Origin of the sequence: Paraburkholderia sp. BL10I2N1 (assembly GCF_004361815.1) — a bacterium.
Lineage (GTDB): Bacteria > Pseudomonadota > Gammaproteobacteria > Burkholderiales > Burkholderiaceae > Paraburkholderia.
The window spans coordinates 2255733-2270526 of record NZ_SNWA01000001.1 but is presented as its reverse complement, the minus strand read 5'-3'; the positions used below and the strand labels follow the sequence as shown (position 1 = coordinate 2270526).

The window sequence follows — 14794 nt, the reverse complement described above, 5'->3', positions numbered from 1 at the left end:
GCGTCGAGAATCAGTTTTCCGTGGACCCGTCGAGGTTGAAGGGGGCACCACCTGCGTGCTGCTCGAACCAAAGGAGCGCATCTTCCGAGCCGAGAAACCTGACACGCTCTCGTGCAGCTTTCAGCGTCTTCACTTGGTCCTTGATGTCCGACGGCGGGTTGCCATAGGCGTTCAGAATTGCCTTGCCCGCAAATACGCGTTCATAAGGTACACCGTCCCTGGTCAAGGTGACCATGAAAAAGCCACGCGAAAGGGGCTCGTTTGTCAGGCTGTCGTCCGCAGTAATCACCTCGACAGAGGCATCCGGGTCAGTCGCTTCCGACCATAGTGGCGAGCCGCTCGCCGTATCAGTGCCTATCAGTTCAGCGGCTCGCGCGTAGCCATCCGGGACACTTGTCACAGTCTTGCGCAGTGGGTCGATGAGAAAAGATACGTCCATTGGCTCCTCCTGTGCTGACAACCTGTTTCGGGGCAACGTCGGTGTTCACGATAATACACGACGCCAGCTGGCCGGAGGCTAAGCGGCCGAGCGGTGTACTTCGGCAAAACGACGCGGTAACCTCAGGGGGAGGGAACAAGCAGATTTGCTGTCGACGCCAAAATGATTTTGACCCGCATGCCGACATCGGATTGGCCTACCTGCATCAAACCAAGGCTCCAGCATCGATGCCTCGCGGCCCAATCTAACTGGTCATCCGCATTACGGCATGCGGGTCAAGCTGGCATTGGCGACAACAGTCCGGCCAGCGCGTGTCTCGCCTTGAGCTGCAAGACACATCGGGTTTGAGCCGGTGTCATGGGTCACAGCGTGCTAACGGGCCGACCTGGCCGTAGCCTTGAGAGGCTCGGCAAAAAGCGGGCGTGTAGCCATCTTGGTTTTTGTCCATACAACTCAACATATTGCCCGTTTACCGCGCTACCAGACAACTGAGCGTGAACCGCAAAATTCGCTCTCGGAAACAAAGCCGTCCGGCTATGTCACCTTTACTGCGCGCGCTGACTTACAGCCACGCTTCGCTCGAGCCCGTGACGCAGGCGATGCTTCTGCAGTGCTACACCGCACTGGATGCTTTCCGACGGGGCCACGGCTCACGCGACCTGTTTTCAGCGCTTGGTCGAACCCTTCTGATTGCGGAAGAACTCGGACGGCTCGGTCATCGGGCATGCGCGGCGGGCGAAATTGAATCGGCACAAGCCGCACTTATGCATATCAACGCCGAGGAGCACGCGGGTGGCGGGTGGCGTGTCTGTGATGCAGATTACTTGCCTTTATCTACCGCTCTTGCTGTATTCACTGAACAACTCAGCGCTGTCTCCCTCAACGACATCGCGAAAGCTGAGGCTCGGATGCTCGAGGGTCTCCTTGGTTCGGAGCGGGCGACGCGACAGGTTAAAGAGCTGGCCTGAAGGCTTTTCATCGCCAGGCTTGCCGCCGTCGAATGCCGTCGCACCGTAGTGAGGCTTTCGGCCCGGACGAGAAGTGTCGTGCGTCATACTCACGCGCGAGCTGGTCCTTCAGAAGGAAATGGCGGGCGCTCAACCAGAACCGGTTCACTCACAAAACGACGCGCTATCCAATTGCTACGCCGACGTCGTGCGTCGCAAATAAAAACGCCCCTCGGATTTTGGTCGCGAGGGGCGCTATCACGTCAGAAGACTTTCGCTTACAGTGCGGCGTCCTTCAGCTTCTTCAGCGGGCGCACCTTAAGCCGCACCGAAGCGGGCTTCGCCGCGAACCATTTGTCTTCACCCGTGAACGGGTCCTTGCCGAAGCGCTTTTTCTTGGCGGGTACGTCTTGCGCGACAACCTTCAGCAGGCCGGGGAGCGTGAACTCTTTCGCGCCCTTCTTGTGAATCGATGCGAGCACCGTTTCTTCGAGCGCCGCCATCAACGCCTTGGCCGCCTTCGGTTCGAGGCCTGAGCGCTCGGCCAGGTGAATGGTCAGCGATGCCTTCGTGAACGAGTCCTTGATAGGTTTCAGGGGAGCAGCAGCCGCAGCAGACTTCTTCGCAACGGGTGCGGGAGCTGTCTTGCTGGCGGGCGCTGCCGCTTTCTTCGCAACTGGTGCAGCAGCTTTCTTGCTGGCGGGTGCTGCCGCTTTCTTCGTAGCCGGAGCAGCGGCTTTCTTGGTAGCTGTCGTTGCCATAAATTCCTCGTGTCTAATCAAAGGTTGCCCAAGACCTTTGCCTTTGCACCGTCACCGACTAGCGCAAAGGTACAAATCCTCGGGTTGGGCGCCAGCGTAACAAGACCGGCGTGAAGGCGCAACGTCTGAGGCCTTAAATCAAGGGGTTTTTGGCGCAAAAATTAAAAAAGCGGTTCCTGTAGCCTGCTGTAGGGACATTCGGCCAGTGAAACCCCGCGGACCGTGGCTTCGAGTGGGATTTCAATGATGGCCGAACCATCGAACCGACCTGCTATCTGGCAGTCGGACGTCACCTGCGACGCGCTTTAGCTTGACGTTTCGACACGGCTTTTTATCCTTGAAATGGCGTGGCTCTGTTTGCCCGCCCGCCAACGCGGCAGACACGATGGAGACGGAAATGACGCCGACGGACGAAATCACGGTATAAACGTTCGGGCTGTCCGGCTTTCCATGCCCGTCCCACACCGTACTGCCAGCGGCGCCTTCGATTGCTCCGGCCGCTTCGCCACCGCAATAGACGCTGGTGCGCCGGACAACCTGATGCCCGACGTGATGAAGGTTGGTGGCGTAACCGGCTGGATGCGAGTCGCTGCGATGGCGCAGGCGAACGGGCTAACCGAACGCCGCTCGACCGTACCGATAGACTGGGTCCTATCGAGGGAGGATGAGCATGTGGCAGTTAATCGCGGGGGTGCTGCTGCTGGTGTTCGTGTCGTGCGACACCTTTGCAGCGCCGGTGGCCCCGGAAGAGGACGACACTAGCATCGGTCCGGCGAAATGCGCGGAGTTCCAGCGCGACACCGTCGCCCAAAGCGTCCGCAGCGCCCAGTTCATCGATGAGCATGTCGAGATTGTCCCGCCGCAGGAGCAGAAGTACCTGGAGACGGGGAGCGCGGCGAGTACGCTTTCGGGCGCCAGTCGACACCGTTTTCTGTTCGTGATTCACCATCCTTTGTACAACGCGTGGCGCTTGCACAATTCGCTGCGGGAACTTATCCATTCGCTCCAATCGATTGACGAACCTTCGCCGGGCGCGAACCCTGACACGCATCGGGTAAAGAAAGCAGCTTTTGCGCTCGTCTCAGTTGCGCGAACAGGTGTTCTGTTCGAAGCTTACTCGCGCGAGGACAGAGCGCGCCCGGCGCCGGTTATGGATGACGCGACTTTCCAGGTGGCCTCAGTCTCACTGGCTGAAATGGCGCCAGCCCTCGCTTGGTTCATCAGTTGCACCGCGGATGCCATGGAAAGCCGAAAGAAGTAACGAACCCAACGAGTCGGCCGTCCGACCCGCCGCGAGCACGGTTCCCTATCTATAAGGCGAGTACACGGCGCTGGACGACGCAGTCGCCGAGTTGTGCGAACAGCCGCTCAGAGAGGAACTCAAGGTCTGTACGACGTACGACATTCAGACCGCCTGCAGCCCTCTGATAGGCGACGAAGTCGCAGCACTGAACTGAGCGCTGCGACTGTCGCAAACCAAGGCACTTCAGCACGCTGAAGACGGCTACCGCCAGCCGACATTTAAACCGCCCTACCTACAGCTTCTAAAAAAGAGTCTTCTGGTTATTAAAGGAGCCCCTTTTCCTATAAAGAATAAGGAAGCGAGCTCCTTGAGGAACAAGCGGAAGGCCTCCCCAACGTCGGAAGCCTCGCTCGTTCGCCAACGCAGTGCCGCCGGCGTAGCGCTTCCGCAGCCGGTTGCGACGCAGGCCTCTTCGCCTACGGTCGCTTCTGCTGCTTCCAGTCGGAGCGCATCCCGCAGCACGACCGGCATGAGCGCGGGTCTGATGACAGTCTTGCTTGTTGCGATTGGATGCGGCGCGCTCGTCAGACGCCGAAAAAAGAGTGATGGCGCGCCGAGGAACCACTAAAGAATGTTCGGTTATCTATTCGGCCACCCAGCAAGAAGTAGCGCAATGCATCTTGCGCATGGCATAGTGCCGGCATCTCAACTACGGAGGTGCGAATGACGCCCCTGGAATCCTTGCAAGCAAAAATCCAAAAACTGCAGAACCAAGCAGACGCACTCATCGCGAAGAAGTCGAGCGCTGCTATCGAAAAGATTCGCGAGTTGATGTCAACGCACGGCCTGACGACAGCTGACCTTGACGCGCATGTTGGCGACAAGAAACGCGGACCGAAAGCCGCAGCTAAATCTGCGGTCATCGCCAAGCCGTCCGCAGCGAAATATCAGGACCCGAAGACAGGGGCTACATGGTCCGGACACGGACGCGCTCCGGGTTGGATTGCGAACGCGAAAGACCGCAGCAAATTCCTGATTGAGGGTAGTGCCGATGCAGTTGTCGCTGCAGGCGTGGCAAGTGCGAAGAAGGCCAAGACTGCGGGCAAGAAGGTCTCGTCGTCAGTCAGCGCCGCTGCTGGCACGGGTCAGCCGAAAGGTCCGCAGCCGGCTAAGTATCGCGACGCGAAGTCCGGTGCGACTTGGAGCGGGCGCGGTCCGGCTCCGGCGTGGCTAGCCGGTGCGAAAGACCGGGCAAGGTTTCTGATTGCTAGCGTTAGCGGAGCTGCAGATTCTGGCGCTGCGAGCAAGCCGAAAGTCGTCGCGAAGAAACCCGTGACAAAGGCGGCGGTAGCGAAGAAGGCACCGGCGAAGAAACTGGTTGGCGCCAAAAAGGTGGGCACGACGACGAATGTCGCGGCTGCGCCGGAAGCTGCGGCTGCTTAATCGACCGTGTAAGCGAGCACACAGAGCTCGCTTTTTTTTGCGTCGGCATGCGCGATTGGCGTGGTTTACCTCGAACGGGTCCGCAATGCGTCCAGGCGGGCGGCGCATTTTGCGTTCGAACCACCACGCTTGTAGGCCTGTGCCGCCTTTGTGCTGTCGGGGACGACGTCGCCGGGAGCACTCGTACCCCAGCGTCCCTCCCAATACAAGCCCAAGTTATACGCGGCCGACCGGTGTCCAAGCTCCAAGGCCGTGGCATACATGTCCTTGGCCATCTCGGGGTCGGTGTCCATGCCACGACCAAGCCTCGCGCTGTCCGCAAGAGCCGCTGCCGCCATGCCACGCAGCGGCTCGCTCGCCAAATCGTCCTTGAGGACATCGCCCAGAATGACGTGTCCGCCCTCGAAATCGGCAGGCCCACCTGTCTCCGTGACAAGAGACAGTGCAAGGGCGACCCGGAGCGACGGGTGCCGGTCAGGGCCAACCCGTTCAAGAAGGCGCCGGCCGAGATAGGGTGCGCCCGGCAACGGGCTTGTGAGCAAGCCATTCGCAATGGCCGCGATTGATTCAAGTGAAAGAAATCCAACCTTGTTCGCTGACACAACGTGCCGGAAGAACTTTTCTATGTCGAGTGCCGGGTCGCTCTGGCGAAGTTGTGCCCACTCACGTTCAATTTGGCCCAACCAGCTGGAATCTACAGACATCAGATTTCGCGTCCTGTGGTGAGTGATGCGCACAATGATACCTCACCGCTACTGCTGTCCGATGCCCCAAGCCGGGCGGGGCTGTATTCGCTATAGCTCAAGTCGGTGACTGCCGCTCTGCCCGAGCAAGGTTCTCATTGATTTTTCCGTCGCGGCTCTGCTGGCTTCCACTACGCCGAAGCGCCCAGCGTTTTCGGCAGGGACTTTTTTCGGAACTCACCGGCATCAACTCGATGCGCAATACTCGCACATGGTGGGTCCCCACCACTGGCGAAACCGTTTCACGCTACTGAGTAGAACGCCCAGGTAATTTTCGTCGAGAGTCGTCGTAATCTATTTGGAGTGAGAGGTGACCGATTCGCAAGACGAGAAGCTGGAGAAAGCTGCCGCCTGGCTGCGAGAGGCCGACGGGCTTCTAATTACCGCGGGCGCGGGTATGGGTGTCGATTCGGGCCTACCTGACTTTCGCGGCAGCGAAGGCTTTTGGCGTGCCTATCCCGCACTTCAGCACCAAGGGTCGTCGTTCGAGGACATGGCAAACCCTGCAAGGTTTGCGGAGCATCCTGAGCTGGCCTGGGGCTTCTACGGACACCGCCTAAAGCTTTACCGCGAGACCGTACCGCACGAGGGTTTCGCGATTTTGCGCCGGTGGGCGGACCGCATGGTCCATGGCGCCTTCGTGTTCACTAGCAACGTGGACGGCCAGTTCCAGAAGGCCGGGTTCTTGGAAAGCCGGGTCTACGAATGCCATGGGTCGATTCACGCACTCCAATGCCTGGAGGCCTGCGCGAACGATACATGGTCGGCAGAGGAATTTCGCCCGCTCGTAAATGAGAAGACGTCCCTCCTGGAAAGCCCAATGCCCCGTTGCCCGCGCTGCGGTTCTCTCGCGCGTCCGAATATCCTCATGTTCGGAGACTGGGCGTGGGTCGATGTGCCGTATGAAAAGCAACGGGAGCGCCTGGCAGCTTGGACTTCGTCGGTATCGAAGCTGGTTGTCGTTGAACTTGGTGCCGGAAAAGCCCTGCCGACAGTACGACGGTTCAGCGAAAAAAGCGCACGGAATCGGCTCATCCGGATTCATCCTCGTGAGGCAAGTACCAATCCGTCGCACGGTGTCGGAATTGAGGGTGGTGCCGCGGCGATGCTTCGACTGCTTGACGCCCGGCTCTAGGTAAGGCGGGTGCAAGTTCACCTTCGCGATGACCGCTCCTTCAAGACTTCGCCGATGATTGATGTATCAGAAAACGCCGTTCGACCAATCAACTCGTACATGAGGACGCTGAAACTCTGCGACATGTCCGGACGACGGCCTGATGCGAACAGGTACATAGCTGCAGTTGCTGCGTTCCGTATCGTTCTCGTGACGCAATCGTTCTGTCGAAGTTCATCGATACGACTTGTCCTCCACCCAAGTTTTGCTTGGCCTTCACACACGGAAAATGGGTATCCACTTCTGAAAACCGTGGTGCAGGCAAGACGTTTTCTCGGTCGAGCACTCCGGTAATCTTATAATCTTTAATCTGTGTAAATCCCTTTGCGTGAGCGAGGAGCCCCAAAAATTGACTCAAGACAGCGATTCCGATGAAACTTCTCGGTGTTGTTGTACGGCCCTGAATATCCCAGAGGGTAGCGCTTATGGCAACCAGGTCGAAGGGCTGTGCGCACGAGCGGCGTTTCTGCTATCAAGCCGGCGCCGCCTTAAGGAAGCGTCAAGCTGTTCGAAAGTCACCGCCGTCCAGCGCACTCCCTGGCTGCCCTCTGCGCAGTCTCGCGAAGGTGACCCGCCTAGCCAGTGACTGGGGCGACTGCTCCGTGCTGAGACGACCTGTCGTCGTACGTTCATAGGGTTTTCATTACTTCGCAAGCGGCTCACGCCGGCGCAACTCGTCTATTCTCGTTGAGGCGGCTTAGCCGGTCTTCCGACGACTCCATTTCGAACAGTCATTGCCAACTAGCTGGTAACACGACGGCGGCTTCTTTTTCTGAACGGAACGGACGAAGCGCTGATTGAGGAGGCATGGCTACCGCTGGCCGCTTCAATTCCCTCGCAACCGGCGTCTATCGGCGAAATCGCGCGCATGGGCTGCAGCAAATGGATTGAAGCCCGTCATTTCTCACGCGTTTCATGGGACGTCACCTCTTCTGGACTTTCGTAGATATATGTGGCGACGCTGCGCTGTTGTAGCGCGTCGCCCAATTTCATCCGCAGAAAGCTGCTTGTCGTATACCGAGTCACATCTGAGTAAAATCGTCCGACAAGGCCGGCCACCATTTTGGAGTATGCATCGATGACCTCGGGCGCTATTGAGAAATTGTCGTAGTTGACTATCGCATGGGGTCTGACATTCAGTCCGGAGAGCGAACGTTCAACCTCGGCGCGGATTGCTTCAACGTCGTCCCCCGTCGATACCTTGTGTCCTTCAAAATTGATGAAAAACATGTTCTTGTCTGAGTCGTAACTAAACCGTTCGCTGAGTTTGAGCCGCAGCAACAATGCACGCAGCCCCATCGGCTGGTCTTCAAAGATGCGAGCGTCCATGATGCGGGGAGTAGCTTTCATGATGGGAGCGAAACCCATCTGAGAGACGATGTCACGGCGGAGGTCGACCCCTGGTGCAATCTCGACGAGTTCGAGGCCATCACGGGTAAGAGAAAAGACGCAACGTTCTGTGATATACAGGACCGGTTGCTGGCGTTCAATGGCGTAACGGCCACCGAAAGTTCGATGCTCTACTGCGTCAACAAACTTCTGGCAGACACCTTCCTTGAGAATCTGCAGACACCCATCTTTGATACTCACATTGAGCTGGCCTGCATTGAACGTACCGACAAAGACGACTTTCTTTGCTGCCTGCGAGATATTTATAAACCCGCCCGCGCCAGCGAGCTTTGGCCCAAACCTGCTGACGTTGAGATTACCCTCGCGGTCAACCTGTGCGAGTCCAAGAAATGCGATGTCTAGGCCGCCGCCATCGTAGAAGTCGAACTGGTACGGCTGGTCGATGATGGCATCGGTATTGGTTGCTGCTCCGAAATTCAGCCCGCCGGCCGGTATCCCGCCAATGACGCCGGGCTCGGTCGTCATTGTGAACAGGTCGCATACCTTCTCTTCATTAGCGACGCTCGCAATTCCCTCTGGCATTCCGATGCCGAGATTAACGACGCTATTGGCCATCAGCTCGAACGAAGCACGTCGAGCGATGATTTTTCGCTCACTCATCGTCATCGACGGAATCGAACTTGTCGCGATGCGAAGCTCACTCGCGAAGCCTGGGCTGTAGGGCTCAGTGAACGTTTGCCAATGGTTTTCCTGTTTTGCAACCACGATGCAGTCGACCAGAATCCCAGGTATTTTGACCTGTCGTGGATTCAGAGTGCCTGACTCGGCGATACGCTCGACCTGGACTATCACAATTCCGCCAGAGTTACGCGCGGCCATCGCGATGGCCAGTGATTCGAGCGTGAGTGCCTCCTTCTCCATTGTCACATTCCCGTTCGCGTCGGCGGTGGTGCCACGCACGATGGCGACGTCGACCGGGAAAGTTTTATACAGAAGGCAATCAGCGCCGTTGACGGATATGAGGCTGACCAAGTCCTCCGTCGTTCGGGCGTTAAGCTTGCCGCCACCGTTGCGTGGGTCGACGAACGTGCCGAGTCCAACTGTGGATAAGTGACCTGGCCGATGAGCGGCAATGTCGCGGAACAGCTGGGAAATGACGCCCTGCGGAAGGTTGTAGGCTTCGATGAGACCTTCAACGGCCAGGCGTTGGAGGCCAGGAACAAGTCCCCAGTGGCCACCGACAACCCGCCGAACGAGTCCTTCATGGGCGAGGTGATTTAGGCCCTTACTGGCTCCGTCGCCCTGACCACCTGCGTAGACCAGTGTCAAGTCTCGAGCCGTGTCGTTTCCGCTGCGGCCTGAGTCAAGGAACAGCTGCTCCAGCGCGATGGCGACTTCTTCCGCGAACCCGATGCCAACGAAGCCACCGGTTGCCACGGTGTTTCCTGGTCGAATCAGCCTGACGGCTTGTTGTGCGCTAACGATTTTGCCTCGCGCGGCACTATTGGCGGCTGCGGGGAATGGGTGTTGAAAGCCTGCGCTCATGATGTCTCCAAACTGCACCATGGAGCCAGGCTCCGGCGCTATATAGTTGTTGCGACCATCCGTAACTCGACCACAGTCTTCATTCTTAGTTAATGATGAATTATCTATCAGCTACGGACGGCAAGTGGAGAACCGTAGGCTCATTCGTAACGAGTGCCCGCCGTGTCATCATTGATTCCCGCGCCTTACAGCCACGACCGCGGTGGGTAAGCTGCCATGGACAAAACAGAGACGGCTGAGCCCGCACCATTAAGCGTGGGATGAACGGTCAGTTCAACCCTCCGCGTCCGGTTGGCCGGAGGGTTCGGCTTGCCTGAAGGCTTTCAAATCAATCGCATTGTCGGCAATGCGTTTGATTGTCGGATAGCTGTCCAGCGGTATGTCAAATCGGCGGGCGTTCCAGACTTGTGGTACGAGGCAGATGTCAGCAAGAGTTGGTGCGTCACCGAACGCGAAATTTCCAACGCGTCTTTCCGCTTTAAGCCGCACCTCCAATGAACCGAAGCCGACATCAATCCAATGCCGGTACCACTGCGACTTCTGCTCATCAGATATGCCGAAGTTTTTCTTCAGATACTGAAGTACCCGCAAATTATCGACCGGATGTATTTCGCAGGCGACCTGAAGCGCAACGGAGCGGACGTAGGCCCGGTCGATGGGGTCTCCGGGAAGGAGCGGCGGGTCGGGATACATCTCGTCGAGGTATTCGATTATCGCCAGAGACTGCGTCAAGACCTCCGGTCTGTCCTCAAGCGCTGGGACGATACCGTCTGGATTTACCCGACGGTATGCCTGTGAGAGCTGTTGGCCGCCATCTTTGAGAAGATGAACAGCCTCATACTGAAACGGCAGCTCTTTCAAGGCGAGTGCGATACGAACCCGATAAGACGCAGAGCTGCGAAAGTAGCTATACAGCTTCATTCACCGTCCTCCGGGACGGGGACCTCAAGCGCGGGCAATATGGCGCCGACGCATGAACCGAACCCAACGCGATAGCCATCGCCTTGGCACCAGCCAGTCAGAGTAAGTTCGTCGCCATCGTCGATAAAGCCCCGTGTCTCGCCATCGTCGAGCTTGAGGGGTGATTGCCCATTCCATGTGAGCTCGAGCAAGCTGCCGAACGTCCCAACCTTGTCATCGCTCGATTCAGATTTCGGTCCGCTGATGGTCCCCGAGCCCAGAAGGTCTCCGACCCGCGTGTTGCAGCCAGCGGAGGTGTGGTGCACCAACTGCTGCGCCATCGACCAGTACATGTACTTGAAGTTGGTCTTGGCAATAGTTGTCGGCGATGCAGCAGCTTTTGGCTTCAGCTGTACCTCAAGATGCAGGTCGACGCCCGCTCGCGTCGCACCGCACAGATATGACAAGGGCTTCGGCGTTTGCGGCGGTTGTTCGACGCGAAACGGCTCCAGTGCCTCCATGGTCACCACCCACGGAGAAATGGTCGTCGCGAATCCTTTCGAGTTGAACGGGCCAAGTGGCTGGTATTCCCACTGCTGGATGTCGCGCGCGCTCCAGTCGTTGAGGAGGACCATTCCAAAGATGTGCCCGTCCGCGTCGGCTGCGCAAATAGGTGAGCCAAGTGCGTTACCCACGCCGACAAAAAACCCTGTTTCCAGCTCAATGTCGAGCTTGCGGCAAGGCCCATAGGTGGGGCGCTCAGCGTCGGGGTCCTTGCGCTGCCCATTAGGGCGGCGAATCGGTGTGCCGCTGACTACTACGGAAGACGCCCGACCGTTGTATCCGATAGGAATCTCGAGCCAATTGGGCATCAACGCGTTCTTCGGGTCGCGGAACATCGCTCCGACGTTCGTCGCATGTTCTCTGGATGAATAGAAATCTGTGTAGCCTGGTATATCGAAGGGGAGTTGCATGACCGCGTCGCGTTGGCGCACGAATGCTTGCTCTCGCAATTCTGGGTTGTCCCGAAGCGTCGAGCCGTCTTTGGCCAATAGCGTCGACAGCTGAATCCGGATACTGGTCCAGGCGGCTTTTCCCAAGGCTACGAAATCATTGAGCCGTGCCTGGCGGAAGACGCTTTTAGGTTGACCTGTGTCGTCCGTGACAACATACGGCACAGCAATCAGTCCTGCGGACTCGAGCTCTGAAAGGTCGACAATCAGGTCTCCGATTGCGACACCAACCCGTCCCGTGTCGGACTTGTCGTCGGAGAACACCCCGAAAGGAAGATTCTGGATGGGAAAGTCGGTATCTGCAGAATTCGCTGACTCGACCCAGCTTCGAAGGCTTGGGTTAGTCGTCCGACTAAGCATCAGGGTATCGTCTGTATTGGCTGGCATCACTTGACGTCCGGATTGAAGTTGTTTCTGAGGCCTTGCCAGCACTCAAAATACTGTGCCTGCAACTGCGAGGTTTCCAGAGCAAACTGAGTTGGCTTGATGAGATTGCGCGTCTCGAACATGAAAGCCATGGTTGAATCAACCTTCATCGGTTTTGTCGTGTCGGACACTGATGCCTTCTCAAACGTGCCGGCGTCGGGGCCATGACCTGACATGCAGTTGTGCAGGCTGGCGCCGCCAGGCACAAAGCCTTCAGCTTTGGCGTCATACTCGCCGTGAATTAGCCCCATGAACTCGCTGGCGAAGTTCCGATGGAACCAGGGTGGCCGGAACGTGTTTTCGGCGGCAAGCCACCGAGGCGGGAAGATGACGAAGTCGATGGTGTCAACGCCGGGCGTGTCACTCGGCGAGTGCAGCACCAGAAAAATTGACGGGTCCGGATGGTCGAAGCTGATTGAGCCAATCGTGTTGAAGAGCCGGAGGTCGTATTTGTACGGCGCATAGTTACCGTGCCAAGCTACGACGTCGAGCGGCGAGTGGCCAATATCTGCGCGCCACAGGTGCCCGTTAAGCTTTGCTACGAGTTCAAAATTGCCCTCACGGACTTCATACGCTGCAAGTGGCGTCAGGAAGTCGCGTGGATTGGCAAGACCGTTCGAACCAATAGGACCGAGGTCGGGCAGGCGTAACAGGGCGCCGAAGTTCTCGCAGATATAGCCGCGTGCTTCGCCATCGGGCAACTCGACGCGAAAGCGTACGCCTCGCGGAATGACAGCGATTTCTTGTGGCTCCACGTCGAGAAGACCCAGTTCGGTCGCAATGCTCAGGCGGCCGGCCTGGGGAACAATCAGCAGTTCTCCGTCAGCGCTGTAGAAGAATCGGTCTGCCATAGACCGGTTCGTTGCGTACATATGGATAGCACAACCCGACATCGCCTCCGCCGAACCATTGCCTGCCATGGTTACAAGACCGTCAATAAAATCTGTCGGCGTCTCCGGCATCGGAAGCGGGTCCCAGCGCAACTGATTTGGAGGCGTTGGAGGCACACGCGAGAAGTCGCTGACGAGTTTGTCGCTCTGTAGCGGCGTGAACGGCATATGGACCGCAGCAGGTCGCACACGATACAGCCACGAACGGCGGTTGTGGGAGCGAGGAGCAGTGAATGCCGTGCCCGACAGTTGTTCGGCGTACAGGCCGTAGGGTGCCCGCTGAGGTGAATTTTGACCAGCCGGGAGAGCACCGGGGAGCGCCTCGGTGGCGAACTCGCTCGCAAATCCAGATTGGTAGCCAACTGGATGGGCGGAGAACGCAGACGCGGACGATGCGCGCTCCAGTAACGGATTGCAGGGCGCGCCCGCCTGAGCAGGCCCACGGCGACTTGATATGTCTCGCGTCGGTTGTTGCACTTTGTAAACTCCAGATTGAGCTTGTCGTTGAAGCGACCTGTGCGTTCCTGATGCACACAGGCCGGCGCGCGATGCAGGTCAGCCCTCGAGGGTTTCCCACATCTCCTTGTCGCGCTGCGCCGTCCAGATGCGAGGGTCCGGGTACTGCGTTGCTTCGTCGTGTGCTCGCGTGACGTCGAACGGCATGCAATGGTCGAAGATGACCCAGTCGCCAAACTTCGGCTTCAGCGTGGCGTAGGTCTCTTTGTAAATGGCGTTCAAGTCTTTGCCTTCGCTGGAACCGGACTTGACCTTGCTGTAGAGCTCGCTGACGAAAGCGCGGGTTCCCGCCAGACCGTCGGCCACTTCCTGCGGCGTCTTGAGAGCAGCGCCTCGGCCGGGAACCAGCTTTTCGGGCTTCAGTGCGGCGATTGCATCGAGCGTGGCAGGCCAGTCCTGGAAATACGCATCACCTGCATACGGAGTTGCTCCGTACTCGACCAGGTCGCCGGAGAGCAGAGTCTTTTCCTGGGGAAGCCAGACAACCGTATCGCCCTTGGTGTGCCCACGACCAAGCTGCAGAATTTGCACTTCGAGCTTGCCCATCCACAGCGTCATCTTTTTCTGGAAGGTAAGCGTGGGCCACGTCAGGCCGGGCACCGATTCAACCGCATTGAAGAGGCGCGGGAAGCGCTCAATTTCGCTCTTCATGTCCTGCTCGCCGCGCTCGACAATCAGGTCGTAGGTGTCCTGACTGGCGATGATTTGCTCAGCGTTATACGCCGATGCTCCAAGTACGCGGACCGCGTGATAGTGAGTCAACAGGACGTACTTGATAGGTTTGTCCGTGACTTCGCGAATGCGGCGAATCACGTCCTGAGCCATCACCGGCGTCGCCTGGGTGTCCGCTACGAGTACTGCGTCGTCCCCGATGATGATGCCGGTATTGGGGTCGCCTTCAGCGGTGTATGCGTACGCATGTTCAGAAAGCTGTTCGAACGTGACTTTCTTTTCTTCAACGTCCGCGTGGGAAGCAAACTTCTTTTCTGTCGCCATGGCAGGGGACCTCTACAAGAGTGATTGAAGGGGACAGGGTGGGTTTTGACCAGCAACCCCGGCATCGAGGTAATTATACATAAGAGAACTAAGTCGCATATAGATAATTTCCCGTACGCCCTGAGGTGTCCCCAAAACCTGGACTGCCAGTCCTGCTTGCCCTCTGCAATTACAAACATCCGAAGCAAGCTGGCATATTGGCGCGCTGGCTGCGGACGAGCGGCGGAAAGCGGGGATGAACTGGCGCGACGCCAAGACGCAAGCGTGGATTTCATTCCGTGTGATTGTCGGAGACGGCACACTTGCGTCCGTGGATGCCTTCGGCACTGGGAGGACGCGTTGCGGCGAACTACCGGGAGGCCGACACGCGTGTTGATTGTTCTTGGCGGCCTCGTGGGCCGACGTGCC

The 14794-nt window shown here is 58.1% G+C and carries 13 protein-coding genes; 5 read left to right on the top strand and 8 right to left on the bottom strand.

Annotated elements, in window-relative coordinates:
* Nucleotides 1–10 precede the first annotated feature (10 nt).
* Nucleotides 11–439 carry a hypothetical protein gene (locus tag B0G77_RS10605; RefSeq protein ID WP_018420731.1) on the bottom strand — a complete coding sequence of 143 codons (429 nt, stop codon included), beginning with the start codon at nucleotides 437–439 and terminating at the stop codon, nucleotides 11–13.
* A 494-nt stretch (nucleotides 440–933) separates the two neighbouring features.
* On the opposite strand from B0G77_RS10605, the gene B0G77_RS10600 reads away from it, so the two are divergent.
* On the top strand, nucleotides 934–1407 hold the full coding sequence (locus B0G77_RS10600) for a hypothetical protein (protein ID WP_133662089.1): 474 nt from the start codon (nucleotides 934–936) through the stop codon (nucleotides 1405–1407).
* 257 nt (nucleotides 1408–1664) lie between these two features.
* Here the strand turns inward: B0G77_RS10600 and B0G77_RS10595 are convergent, their stop codons facing one another.
* A complete protein-coding gene (locus B0G77_RS10595; protein ID WP_133662088.1) occupies nucleotides 1665–2147 on the bottom strand; it encodes an HU family DNA-binding protein in 483 nt (160 codons plus the stop codon).
* A 342-nt stretch (nucleotides 2148–2489) separates the two neighbouring features.
* Between B0G77_RS10595 and B0G77_RS44165 the strand changes: the two genes are divergently transcribed.
* From B0G77_RS44165 to B0G77_RS10575, 3 genes are all read left to right on the top strand, one after another.
* Complete coding sequence (locus B0G77_RS44165; RefSeq protein ID WP_133662087.1) at nucleotides 2490–2909, top strand: enolase C-terminal domain-like protein; 420 nt, start codon at nucleotides 2490–2492, stop codon at nucleotides 2907–2909.
* On the top strand, nucleotides 2812–3408 hold the full coding sequence (locus B0G77_RS10585) for a hypothetical protein (RefSeq protein ID WP_166656138.1): 597 nt from the start codon (nucleotides 2812–2814) through the stop codon (nucleotides 3406–3408). The genes B0G77_RS44165 and B0G77_RS10585 overlap by 98 nt, the downstream gene beginning before the upstream one ends.
* A gap of 705 nt (nucleotides 3409–4113) precedes the next feature.
* A complete protein-coding gene (locus B0G77_RS10575) occupies nucleotides 4114–4833 on the top strand; it encodes an H-NS family nucleoid-associated regulatory protein (protein ID WP_133662085.1) in 720 nt (239 codons plus the stop codon).
* Nucleotides 4834–4898: 65 nt separating this feature from the next.
* On the opposite strand, the gene B0G77_RS10570 is transcribed toward B0G77_RS10575, so the two are convergent.
* Entirely contained in the window at nucleotides 4899–5537 is a 639-nt protein-coding gene (locus tag B0G77_RS10570) for a sel1 repeat family protein (protein ID WP_133662084.1), read from the bottom strand.
* A 436-nt stretch (nucleotides 5538–5973) separates the two neighbouring features.
* On the opposite strand from B0G77_RS10570, the gene B0G77_RS10565 reads away from it, so the two are divergent.
* Nucleotides 5974–6711, top strand: a complete 738-nt coding sequence (locus tag B0G77_RS10565; protein ID WP_243751116.1) for a Sir2 family NAD-dependent protein deacetylase — start codon at nucleotides 5974–5976, stop codon at nucleotides 6709–6711.
* Nucleotides 6712–7647: 936 nt separating this feature from the next.
* Here the strand turns inward: B0G77_RS10565 and B0G77_RS10560 are convergent.
* From B0G77_RS10560 to B0G77_RS10540, 5 genes are all read right to left on the bottom strand, one after another.
* Nucleotides 7648–9645 (bottom strand): malonate decarboxylase subunit alpha, encoded by a 1998-nt coding sequence (locus B0G77_RS10560; RefSeq protein ID WP_133662082.1) that lies wholly within the window; start codon nucleotides 9643–9645, stop codon nucleotides 7648–7650.
* A gap of 273 nt (nucleotides 9646–9918) precedes the next feature.
* Entirely contained in the window at nucleotides 9919–10566 is a 648-nt protein-coding gene (gene maiA, locus B0G77_RS10555; RefSeq protein ID WP_133662081.1) for a maleylacetoacetate isomerase, read from the bottom strand.
* The gene (gene fahA, locus B0G77_RS10550; RefSeq protein WP_133662080.1) at nucleotides 10563–11945 is read right to left on the bottom strand and encodes a fumarylacetoacetase; all 1383 of its coding nucleotides are present in this window, start codon (nucleotides 11943–11945) and stop codon (nucleotides 10563–10565) included. Before fahA ends, maiA begins: the two co-directional genes overlap by 4 nt.
* Nucleotides 11945–13279: a homogentisate 1,2-dioxygenase gene (gene hmgA, locus B0G77_RS10545; protein WP_133664095.1), complete on the bottom strand. Its 1335-nt coding sequence runs from the start codon at nucleotides 13277–13279 to the stop codon at nucleotides 11945–11947. The genes fahA and hmgA overlap by 1 nt, the downstream gene beginning before the upstream one ends.
* 150 nt (nucleotides 13280–13429) lie before the next feature.
* A complete protein-coding gene (locus tag B0G77_RS10540) occupies nucleotides 13430–14386 on the bottom strand; it encodes an MBL fold metallo-hydrolase (protein WP_116117929.1) in 957 nt (318 codons plus the stop codon).
* Nucleotides 14387–14794: the final 408 nt, after the last annotated feature.